The organism is Accumulibacter sp., from assembly GCF_032229525.1.
GTDB lineage: Bacteria > Pseudomonadota > Gammaproteobacteria > Burkholderiales > Rhodocyclaceae > Accumulibacter.
Genome location: NZ_JAVTWB010000211.1, coordinates 24,315 through 33,947, shown reverse-complemented (window position 1 = coordinate 33,947; position 9,633 = coordinate 24,315). Strand labels below are relative to the sequence as shown.

The window sequence follows — 9,633 nt, the reverse complement described above, 5'->3', positions numbered from 1 at the left end:
TTGCTGCAGATAGTCGTAGAACTGGCTGGCGTCTGCGTCGGCACGGCGGGTCAGCGCCATGCGCTGGCGCAACGGCGGATGCCAGCTCTCGGGGATCAGCGCCGCGGCGCCGAGCCTGGCCAGCTCCGGCGCCTTGACCAGCGACCAGGCAACGATACCGCCCTGCGCCGAGCCGCTGAGCGCGAACTGCGCCGCCTGCGCGACGTTCTCGCCGAGCACCAGTTTGCCCTGCAACGGCTGCCAAAGGTGCGCGTGCTCCAGCGCGGCGCGTGCCGCCCGACCGTAGGGGGCATGCTGCGGGTTGGCGATGGCCAGACGTTGCAGGCGGCCGTCGGCAAGCGCCGCCGCCAGATCGCGTAGTTCGCCATCGACCGCCAGCGGCGAACCGTGCGGCGCCAGCAGGGCGATGCGCCCGATGGCGTACAAGCGGCCTTCGTCGCGCAGCCATCCCTGCCCGGCCAGCCGGAAGATGTACGCCTCGTCGGCCGACAGGAACAAGTCGAACGGTGCACCCTGCGGGATCTGGCGGGCGAAATTGCCGGACGATCCAAAGGAGAGAACGACCTTCCTGCCAGTGTCCTTTTGGTAACTGGCGGCAATTTCGCCAAGGGCGAACTTGAGGTCGGCGGCAGCGGCGACGTTGGTTGCTTCGACCTTGCTTGCGCCAGCGAACAATGCGAGCAGGAGCAGCGAGAAAACCCAGAGATGCCGCCGCGGCATGGGTTCAGGCAACCTGGTGCTGCGGCTCGCCGCGGGCGAAGGCCTCGAGGTTGGTGATCAACTGGTCGGCGAGCGCCTGCATCGCCGGCTGGCTGGCCCAGGCCACGTGCGGCGTCAGCAGGAAATTCGGCAGCGCAAGCAGTTCCGGCGCCAGCAGCGCGTTACCGGCGCGCGGCGGCTCGACGCTCAGGACGTCGAAGCCGGCACCGGCGATCCAGCCTTCCCGCAGCGCGCGGGCCAGAACCGCTTCGTCGACCAGGCCACCGCGCGCGGTGTTGATCAACAGGGCCGACGGTTTCATCGCGCGCAATTCGGTCTCAGCGATCAGATGGGTCGTTTCGGCGGTCAGCGGACAGTGCAGGGAAATTACGTCGGCCTCGCGCAGAGCCTCGGCAAACGGCGTGTAGCCGGGACGCACTTCCAGCGCGTCCTTGCGTTCGCTGCGCAGGACATGCATGCCGAAAGCGCCGGCCAGCCTGGCGACGCCGCTGCCCAGGCTGCCGCTGCCGATCAGCGTCAGCGTTGCGCCGTGCAGGTCGCGCACCGGGTAGTCGAAAAAGCAGAACTGGTCGGAACATTGCCAGTTGCCTTCGGCCACCGCCTGCCGATAGGCGAGAAGGTTGCGCGACAGGCTCAGCAACAGCGCCAGCACATGCTCGGGAACGGAATGCACGGCATAGCCGCGGATGTTCGAAACGACGATGCCACGCGCGCGGCAGGCGTCGAGGTCAACATTGTTGGTACCGGTCGCCGCGACGGCGATCATCTGCAGGGCCGGCAGCGCGGCGATCAGTTCGGCGTCGATCTGCAGCTTGTTGACGATGGCGATCGACGCCCCGGCCAGGCGTTCCCTGACCTCGTGCTGCAGGGTCTTTGCATGTTCGACCCAGTGATGCGGAAAGGCCGGTCGGCGAACGTCGGCGACGATCGATTCGCGCTCGAGGTAGACGACGCGGTGCATCGATCAATCCACGAAAGGCTTGCCGTGGCGGGTGGCGATGGCGCTGACCCTGGCGCCCAGTGCCGGGTCGCCGGCGAACAGCAGCAGGCTGACTTCCGCGGCGCCACAGAGACCTTCGATCGCCGCCAGATCACCATGCAGGATATTGAAGACGCCGCGAGGAAAGTCACTGTCAGCCGTCAGTTCAGCCAGCGCAAAGACTGGCGACGGCGCTTTCGGGCTCGGTTTGATGACTACCGTCGCCCCCGCCAGCAGCGCCGGAACGGCATGGCGCAAGGGACCGAGCAGGGGCGCGCGGTCGTCACTGACGATGGCCACCACCGCGGCGCCGCCGGTGGTAGCCGCCGCGGTGTCTGACGCCGCCGCGCGCAGCAACTGCAGAGCCTGTGTGACTTCGGTGGCGGCCTGCGCCGCATCCTTGCCGGTTTCCTCGGCGATCAGCGCGGCAAAGTGATCCTCGTATTCGGCCAGTGCGTCGGCCAGCGCCGCCAACAGCGCGGCGCGCTCGCCGACCGTTGTCGCGGCCCAGCCGGCCAGGGCGGCCTGCGCCGCGTCCACGGCGACCACTGCTTCGGAGGCGCCGCACATCGGCGTGCGGCGCTTGACCTGGCCGCTGCGCGGGTCGCGCACATCGAAAAAACTCGGCGCCATGGTCAGGTAGGCATGGCCATTGATCCACAGCGGAATGGCCAGGATCTCGTCGGTTTCGGACATCATTCGGAAATCACACTCCTTGGCGAGGGGGGTCTGGGTGATCGGCTACGCTCGGCGCGCTGCCCGGTGCGGCAGCAGGTCTCGCCTGCGGGTACTTCAACAGCACATCCGGCGGCCTCGAGCAGCCTGATGGTCGCGGAACCGACACTCGGGCGCATCAGCCCGGCCAGACAGGTGACGAACAGGGTAAGGCGCATGATGGTAAGATATTGCGCCGCACAAGATACGGTGGGCGAGTGGCGGAGCGCCCAATGATATTCTCCCGCAGGCCAAAACGGAAGGTTCGACACGAAGGCGATGGCGGAACAGCAGGCAGAGAAAGCTTCGATTCAGGTCATCGAGCGCATGATGTCGCTGCTTGACGTGTTGGCCGACAAGCCGGAAGCGGTGAGTCTCAAGATACTGGCCAGGAACACCGGCCTGCACCCGTCGACCGCACACCGCATCCTGGCGGCGATGACCAGCGCCGCGCTGGTCGAACGGCACGACGCGGGGACCTACGTGCTCGGCATCAAGCTCCTCGAACTGGGCAATCTGGTCAAGTCGCGGATCAACATCCGCGAAATCGCCTTGCCGTACATGCAGCAGTTGCACGAAATCGTCGGCGAAGCGGTCAATCTCGGCATCCGCCACGAAGACGAGATCGTCTATGTCGAGCGCACCTCGAGCGGCCGCGCGCTGATCCGCGTGGTCTATCTGGTCGGCGGGCGCGCACCGCTGCACCTGACCTCGGTCGGCAAGCTGTTTCTGGCCGCAGATAGCGCGGCCGACGTGCGTGCCTATGCCCGACGGACCGGCCTGCCGGGCAAGACGCCGCATTCGCTGACCCGCCTCGATGCGCTGGAGAAGGAACTGGACAAGATTCGCCGCCACGAAGCTGCCTTCGACAACGAGGAAGCCGAGATCGGCCTGCGCTGTATCGCTGCGCCGGTACGCAATGACGAAGGGCAAATGGTCGCCGGGCTGTCCGTGTCGGCGCCCAGCGATCGGCACAATCCGGACTGGGTGAAATCGATCAAGGCCACCGCCGACGAGATATCGCGCGCCCTGGGGCATCGCCAGACGCAGCGCAAATAGGCCGCGCGTCGCCCGCGCTGGCGATGATTTCTGTAGGCCGTGTTCGCCGCCCCTCTGGCGGCGATGCTTGCTACACTCCCGTGCTTGCTCACCGTGCCCAAGCCCTCACCCGAGCCCATGCCGAACACCGATTCGACGCACCGCCTGACTGCCCTGTTGCCGTTTCTCTTTGTCTTTCTGTGGAGTACCGGTTTCATCGGCGCCAAGTTCGGCCTGCCGTACACCGAACCCCTGACCTTCCTGCTGACCCGCTACCTGCTGGTGCTGGCGCTGATGATTCCCTTTGTCCTGCTGACGCGCGCGCCCTGGCCGACGAACCGGCAGCAGTTCTTGCACATCGGCGTTTCCGGCCTGCTGGTTCACGGGGTCTATCTGGGCGGCGTGTTCATGGCCATCAAACACGGCCTGCCAGCCGGCGTCACCGCGCTGGTGGTTGGCATGCAACCCCTGCTGACCGCCTGCGGTGCAGGCCTCCTGCTCGGCGAACGCGTCTCGCCCCGCCAATGGCTGGGTCTGGCGCTGGGTTTTGTGGGGGTCAGCCTGGTGGTCGCCAACAAGCTCGGCGACGTGCCGCTGGCGGCGATGCTCTTGCCAGCACTCGCCGCACTGCTCGGAATCACCTGCGGCACCCTGTACCAGAAGCGTTTCTGTCCGCGCTTCGATCTGCGCACCGGCTCGGTGATCCAGTTCCTGCCGACCGCCGTGGTCACCGCGCTGGTTGCGTCGGCGACCGAAAGCATGAGCATCGACTGGACGCCACACTTTGTTTTTGCCCTTCTATGGCTGGTACTGGTGCTTTCGGTCGGAGCCATCAGTCTGCTCAATGTATTGATCCGTAGCGGCAGCGCAGTGAACGTCGCGACGCTGTTCTACCTGACGCCACCAAGCACGGCAATCATCGCCTGGCTGCTGTTCGACGAAACCCTCAGTGGGCTGGCGATAGCCGGGATGGTGCTGGCAGTGGGCGGCGTCTATCTGGCACGGGCCACCCGGCGATGAGCGCCGCCGGGCAAAACGTGTTGCGCATCCTCGGCATCGACCCGGGCTTGCGCATCACCGGCTTCGGTCTGATCGAGAAAGCGGGAAACCGCCTGGCCTACCTCGCCAGCGGTTGCGTCAAGACCGACGCCAGCGATTCGCTGCCCAAGCGCCTGGGGACGATACACGCCGAGCTCCTGGCGCTGGTCGCGCAGCACCGGCCCGATCAAGCGGCCGTTGAGATCATCTTCGTCAACGTCAATCCGCAATCGACACTACTGCTCGGCCAGGCGCGCGGCGCGGCAATCACCGCGCTGGTCGCCAGCGGCCTGGAAGTCGCCGAGTACACGGCCTTACAAGTGAAGCAGGCGGTGGTCGGCAATGGCCACGCCGACAAGGTGCAGGTGCAGCACATGGTGCGTCGCCTGCTCTCCTTGCCCGGCGACCCCAGTGCGGACGCCGCGGACGCTCTGGCCTGCGCGATTGCGCACGCACACGGCGGGCAGGGGTTAGGGGCCATCAGCAGCCGCGGGCTACATGTTCGCAATGGCCGATTGATTGTCGGCAACTAGAGGAGCGCAACAATGATCAGCCGCCTCAGTGGCATCCTGCTGGAAAAGAACCCGCCGCAGGTGGTGGTTGACGTCCATGGCATCGGCTACGAACTCGACGTGCCGATGAGCACTTTCTACAATCTGCCGGAAAACGGCGAGAAGCTCAGCTTGCTGACGCATTTCGTCGTCCGCGAGGATGGCCATTTTCTTTATGGCTTTGCCAGCGAAGCCGAGCGTTTCGCCTTTCGCCAGTTGCTGAAGATCTCCGGCGTCGGCGCGCGCATGGCACTGTCGGTGCTTTCCGGACTGTCGGTGAGCGATCTGGCGCTGGTGGTCGCGCGCCAGGAAGTCGGGCGGCTGACCAAAGTGCCGGGTATCGGCACCAAGACCGCCGAACGCCTGCTTCTGGAGCTTAAGGGAAAACTGGCCGACGTCATTCCGGCAGGCGCGGTCGCCGCGGACGACAGCCGCAATGACGTTCTCAATGCCCTGCTGGCACTGGGTTACAATGACCGCGAAGCGGGCGCGGCGCTAAAGCAGCTGCCGGCCGACATCACCACTTCCGACGGCATTCGGCAGGCGTTGAAACTGCTGTCAAAGGTCTGAATCACGACCATGAACCCCAGCCACAAACAACTCATCCAGATCGCGCTCGTGGCGCTACTGCTGATCGGCTGTGTGGCCGTGCTGCTGCCGTTTACCGGCACCCTGCTCTTCGCCGTTGTCATCTGCCTGACCACGCTGCCGATCCGCAACCGCTTGCTCACGCTCTGCGGCGGCCGTAGCAGCCTGGCGGCGCTGCTGCTGTCACTGCTGTTGCTGCTCTTGCTCGTCGTGCCGATGGCTCTGCTATCGGGGTCACTCGCCGACGCCGTTCAGATCGGCATCCGTCAGGTGAAGCCATTGCTCGAGAGCGGTCTTCCCAGCGATCCGCCGACCTTGCTTTCCGGGCTGCCGATCGTTGGTCCGGAGATCACTCAATACTGGCAGGATCTGGCGGAAAGCCGCGAAGAAATGAACAATCTTCTGCGCCAGGTTTTTGACCCGACGCGCAAGTTCGCCCTGGCCGCCGTCGCGCTGTTTGCGCAAGGGCTGCTGCAACTGGTGCTGGTGATCTTCTTCGTCTTCTTCATTTTCCGCGACGCGCACCTCTATGCCGATGCCTTGCTCACTGGCAGCCGCATGCTCGCCGGCGACCTCGGCGAACGGATGCTGACGCTGGCCGAGGGAACCGTCACCGGCGTCATGGCGGGAATCGTCGGGACGGCCGCGGCGCAGGCGATGGTGGCGATGATCGGCTTTCTCGTTGCCGGCGTTCCGGGTATCGTCCTGCTGACCATTGCGACCTTCTTCTTCTCGATGGTGCCGGTCATCGGCGCGACGCTGATCTGGCTGGGCGCCGCCATCTGGCTGTACAACGGTGGCCAGACTGGCTGGGCCGTTTTCATGGTGCTGTGGGGAATGTTCGCCATCAGCAGCGTCGACAACTTCCTCAAGCCGATCCTCATCTCACGCAGCGCCAGCCTGCCGCTGCTGCTGATCGTTGTTGGCGTCTTCGGCGGCGTCCTGGTCTTCGGCTTCATCGGCCTCTTCCTCGGGCCGACACTGCTCGCCCTGGGGCAGGTGTTGATCCGCGAGTGGCTGGCACACGCCGGCCCTGACTCCCCGGCCGCTTTGGCAGCAGAGGCTGAAAAACAATGATCGAAACCGATGATCTCGGCGCCACCCCAGTCGATCGGTTGATCTCCGCCGAGTCGAAGTCGACTCAGGAAGACGCGATCGAGCGCGCCCTGCGCCCCCGGCGCCTGTCCGAGTACGTTGGCCAAGTGAAGATTCGCGAGCAGTTGGCGATCTTCATCGAAGCTGCCAGAAGACGTAAGGACACGCTCGACCACGTTCTGCTGTTCGGTCCACCGGGTCTCGGCAAGACGACGCTGGCGCATATCATCGCCACCGAAATGGGCGTCAACCTGCGCTCGACCTCCGGCCCGGTACTTGAACGTGCCGGTGACCTGGCGGCGATCCTGACCAATCTCGAACCGCACGACGTGCTGTTCATCGATGAAATTCACCGCCTGTCGCCGGTGGTCGAAGAGATCCTCTACCCGGCGCTGGAAGACTTCCAGATCGACATCATGATCGGTGAAGGCCCGGCAGCGCGCTCGGTCAAGCTCGATCTGCCGCCGTTCACGCTGGTCGGCGCGACCACCCGCGCCGGCATGTTGACCAACCCGCTGCGCGACCGCTTCGGCATTGTCGCCAGGCTCGAGTTCTACACGCCGGAGGAGCTGACGCTGATCGTGACCCGTTCGGCGCAACTGCTCAAGGTGCCGGCCGAAGCGGGCGGTGCGCTGGAGATCGCGCGGCGTTCTCGCGGTACGCCGCGGGTCGCCAACCGGCTGCTGCGGCGCGTGCGTGATTTCGCCGAGGTCAAGGCCGCCGGCAGGATCACCAGCGAGGTGGCCGACGCCGCCTTGCTGATGCTCGACGTCGACCATGGTGGGCTGGACGTGATGGATCGCAAACTGCTGTCGGCGGTGATCGACAAGTTTGGTGGCGGCCCGGTCGGTGTCGACAATCTCGCCGCCGCCATTGGCGAAGCGCGCGACACCATCGAGGACGTGCTCGAACCCTACTTGATCCAGCAGGGTTTCCTGCAGCGCACACCACGCGGACGGGTGGCAACGGCGGCGGTGTATCGTCACCTCGGTCTCGACCACACGCTCGGCGGGCCACCAGCCGAACTCTGGCGAAGCTCCTGAAAGCGGGTGCAGCAAGCCCAGTCACAAAAGCGTACTGTTTGCATGAAGAATGCTGCGTTAGAATCTGATCTCACTATGAAATCTTCGTCCAGGCCCAGTGCTTTCTCGATTCCAGTTCGTATCTACTACGAAGACACCGATGCTGGCGGGGTCGTCTACTACGCCAACTATTTAAAGTTCCTCGAACGCTGCCGCACCGAATGGCTGCGCGCAGCCGGTCATCAGCAGGCAGACTTGCTGCGCGACGACGGGATTGCCTTCGTCGTACGCAGCGCCAACGTCGACTTCCTGAAGCCGGCACGGCTTGACGACCAGTTGCTGGTCAGTCTGGAAGTGGAAAAGATGAGCCACGCGCAGATATTCTTTCGCCAGCACATCCGGCGCGCGGACGAAAACGGTGCTGGCGGCTGGCTGGAACTGGTCGGCGCTGCGATCCACATCGTTTGCGTAAACTCGGCGCAAATGAAGCCAACTTCGATTCCCGCATTTCTGCGATCCAAACTGGAAGCCCTGCAATGAATGTCTCGCAAGACCTCTCGATCCTGCACCTGATCCTCAACGCCAGCGCCGTCGTCCAGGCAGTCATGTTGCTGCTGGTGGGTGTCTCGTTCATGTCCTGGTACTACATTTTCCGCAAATGGTTCACGGTCAAAGCGGCGCGACGGCAGACCGAGCAGTTCGAACGTGACTTCTGGAGCGGTGGCGATCTCAACAGCCTCTATCAGAGCGCAATCAACGATCGCCACAGGTCCGGCAGCATGGAACGCATCTTCGAGGCCGGTTTCCGCGAATTCACCAAGCTGCGCAGCCAGAAGAACCTCGAGGCGAAGGACGTCATCGACGGCGCGCGACGGGCCATGCGCGCCACCTATCAACGCGAGATGGACAGCCTGGACTCGCATCTCGCCTTTCTCGCTTCAGTCGGCTCGGTGAGCCCCTATGTCGGCCTGTTCGGAACGGTGTGGGGAATCATGCACTCCTTCCGGGGGCTCTCCAATGTCGGTCAGGCGACGCTCTCGGCGGTTGCACCAGGCATTGCCGAAGCGCTGGTGGCGACCGCGATCGGCCTTTTTGCAGCGATTCCGGCGGTGGTCGCGTACAACCGCTTTGCGCACGACATCGACCGTCTGTCGTCGCGCTTCGAATCCTTCATGGAGGAGTTCTCGAACATCCTGCAAAGACAGGTGAGGTAAGGTCATGCGTCCACGCCGTCTGAAGAACGAGATCAACGTCGTCCCCTACATCGACGTCATGCTGGTGCTGCTGGTGATCTTCATGGTCACCGCGCCGATGATGACCACCGCGGTCATCGACTTGCCCTCGGTTGGCAAAGCGGCGCAACCGCCAGCCGAAGCGCTGCAGGTGATCGTGCGTGCCAACCAGACGCTGGAACTGCGAACGCCGAACGGCAGCGAGCGCGGCGTCAGCCGCCGCGAGTTGTCAGAGGCGATTCTTGCCGCGCAAGAGAAGAACCCCGACCTGGCGGTGGTCATCGCCGGCGATCCGAAAGTCAATTACGAAGCGGTACTCAAGGTCATGGACGAGCTCCAGAGCAAGCAGGTCAAACGCATCGGCCTTCTCGTTCAACTGGCCGACAAGTGAGTTTCTGATCTGTGGAATCCGACGATACCGTAACGCGACCGCCGCAAACAGAAGCTCCAGCCAAATGGCCATCGCTGGCGCTGTCGGCAATCGTTCACCTGCTGCTCGTCGCCGCACTGTTCTTCGGCGTGCAATGGAAAAGCCAGACACCAAAATCGGTCGAGGTCGAGGTCTGGCGCAGCGCGCCGGCACCAGTCGCGGTTGGCAAACCGGAGCCAAGCCCACCGCCAAAGCCGGAACCAAAACCCGAGCCCAAACCAGAGCC

Annotated in this window: 12 protein-coding genes and 1 pseudogene; 9 read left to right on the top strand and 4 right to left on the bottom strand. The window is 64.3% G+C overall.

What is annotated here, in order from left to right:
- From modA to RUW20_RS17205, 4 genes and pseudogenes are all read right to left on the bottom strand, one after another.
- Positions 1–720: molybdate ABC transporter substrate-binding protein (gene modA / locus RUW20_RS17220; RefSeq protein WP_313953452.1), on the bottom strand; the 720-nt coding region annotated here is incomplete at its 3' end.
- 4 nt (positions 721–724) lie between these two features.
- A complete protein-coding gene (locus RUW20_RS17215) occupies positions 725–1,681 on the bottom strand; it encodes a D-2-hydroxyacid dehydrogenase (protein WP_313953451.1) in 957 nt (318 codons plus the stop codon).
- 3 nt (positions 1,682–1,684) lie between these two features.
- The gene (locus RUW20_RS17210; RefSeq protein WP_313953450.1) at positions 1,685–2,398 is read right to left on the bottom strand and encodes an aldehyde dehydrogenase family protein; all 714 of its coding nucleotides are present in this window, start codon (positions 2,396–2,398) and stop codon (positions 1,685–1,687) included.
- A gap of 41 nt (positions 2,399–2,439) precedes the next feature.
- Positions 2,440–2,592: pseudogene (locus RUW20_RS17205) on the bottom strand (heterodisulfide reductase-related iron-sulfur binding cluster); the annotation flags it as partial.
- A gap of 100 nt (positions 2,593–2,692) precedes the next feature.
- On the opposite strand from RUW20_RS17205, the gene RUW20_RS17200 reads away from it, so the two are divergent.
- From RUW20_RS17200 to tolR, 9 genes are all read left to right on the top strand, one after another.
- Positions 2,693–3,472 carry an IclR family transcriptional regulator gene (locus tag RUW20_RS17200; protein ID WP_313953449.1) on the top strand — a complete coding sequence of 260 codons (780 nt, stop codon included), beginning with the start codon at positions 2,693–2,695 and terminating at the stop codon, positions 3,470–3,472.
- Between the two features lie 117 nt (positions 3,473–3,589).
- Positions 3,590–4,471, top strand: a complete 882-nt coding sequence (locus tag RUW20_RS17195; RefSeq protein WP_313953448.1) for a DMT family transporter — start codon at positions 3,590–3,592, stop codon at positions 4,469–4,471.
- The gene (gene ruvC, locus RUW20_RS17190) at positions 4,468–5,022 is read left to right on the top strand and encodes a crossover junction endodeoxyribonuclease RuvC (RefSeq protein ID WP_313953447.1); all 555 of its coding nucleotides are present in this window, start codon (positions 4,468–4,470) and stop codon (positions 5,020–5,022) included. The genes RUW20_RS17195 and ruvC overlap by 4 nt, the downstream gene beginning before the upstream one ends.
- Before the next feature lie 12 nt (positions 5,023–5,034).
- Entirely contained in the window at positions 5,035–5,610 is a 576-nt protein-coding gene (ruvA, locus tag RUW20_RS17185; protein ID WP_313953446.1) for a Holliday junction branch migration protein RuvA, read from the top strand.
- Between the two features lie 9 nt (positions 5,611–5,619).
- Entirely contained in the window at positions 5,620–6,705 is a 1,086-nt protein-coding gene (locus RUW20_RS17180; RefSeq protein WP_313953445.1) for an AI-2E family transporter, read from the top strand.
- Positions 6,702–7,766 carry a Holliday junction branch migration DNA helicase RuvB gene (ruvB, locus tag RUW20_RS17175; protein WP_313953444.1) on the top strand — a complete coding sequence of 355 codons (1,065 nt, stop codon included), beginning with the start codon at positions 6,702–6,704 and terminating at the stop codon, positions 7,764–7,766. Before RUW20_RS17180 ends, ruvB begins: the two co-directional genes overlap by 4 nt.
- Before the next feature lie 42 nt (positions 7,767–7,808).
- Positions 7,809–8,285, top strand: coding sequence for a tol-pal system-associated acyl-CoA thioesterase (gene ybgC / locus RUW20_RS17170; protein ID WP_313953443.1), 477 nt, complete (start codon positions 7,809–7,811; stop codon positions 8,283–8,285).
- A complete protein-coding gene (gene tolQ, locus RUW20_RS17165; RefSeq protein WP_313953442.1) occupies positions 8,282–8,959 on the top strand; it encodes a protein TolQ in 678 nt (225 codons plus the stop codon). Before ybgC ends, tolQ begins: the two co-directional genes overlap by 4 nt.
- Positions 8,960–8,963: 4 nt before the next feature.
- Positions 8,964–9,368: a protein TolR gene (gene tolR / locus RUW20_RS17160; protein ID WP_313953441.1), complete on the top strand. Its 405-nt coding sequence runs from the start codon at positions 8,964–8,966 to the stop codon at positions 9,366–9,368.
- Positions 9,369–9,633 lie beyond the last annotated feature (265 nt).

Coding starts and splice junctions, on each gene's coding strand:
- RUW20_RS17195 (WP_313953448.1), top strand. CDS start 3,590: ATGCCGAACACCGATTCGACGCACCGCCTGACTGCCCTGTTGCCGTTT.
- ruvC (WP_313953447.1), top strand. CDS start 4,468: ATGAGCGCCGCCGGGCAAAACGTGTTGCGCATCCTCGGCATCGACCCG.
- RUW20_RS17180 (WP_313953445.1), top strand. CDS start 5,620: ATGAACCCCAGCCACAAACAACTCATCCAGATCGCGCTCGTGGCGCTA.
- ybgC (WP_313953443.1), top strand. CDS start 7,809: ATGAAGAATGCTGCGTTAGAATCTGATCTCACTATGAAATCTTCGTCC.
- RUW20_RS17215 (WP_313953451.1), bottom strand. CDS start 1,681: ATGCACCGCGTCGTCTACCTCGAGCGCGAATCGATCGTCGCCGACGTT.
- RUW20_RS17200 (WP_313953449.1), top strand. CDS start 2,693: ATGGCGGAACAGCAGGCAGAGAAAGCTTCGATTCAGGTCATCGAGCGC.
- tolR (WP_313953441.1), top strand. CDS start 8,964: ATGCGTCCACGCCGTCTGAAGAACGAGATCAACGTCGTCCCCTACATC.
- ruvA (WP_313953446.1), top strand. CDS start 5,035: ATGATCAGCCGCCTCAGTGGCATCCTGCTGGAAAAGAACCCGCCGCAG.
- tolQ (WP_313953442.1), top strand. CDS start 8,282: ATGAATGTCTCGCAAGACCTCTCGATCCTGCACCTGATCCTCAACGCC.
- ruvB (WP_313953444.1), top strand. CDS start 6,702: ATGATCGAAACCGATGATCTCGGCGCCACCCCAGTCGATCGGTTGATC.
- RUW20_RS17210 (WP_313953450.1), bottom strand. CDS start 2,398: ATGATGTCCGAAACCGACGAGATCCTGGCCATTCCGCTGTGGATCAAT.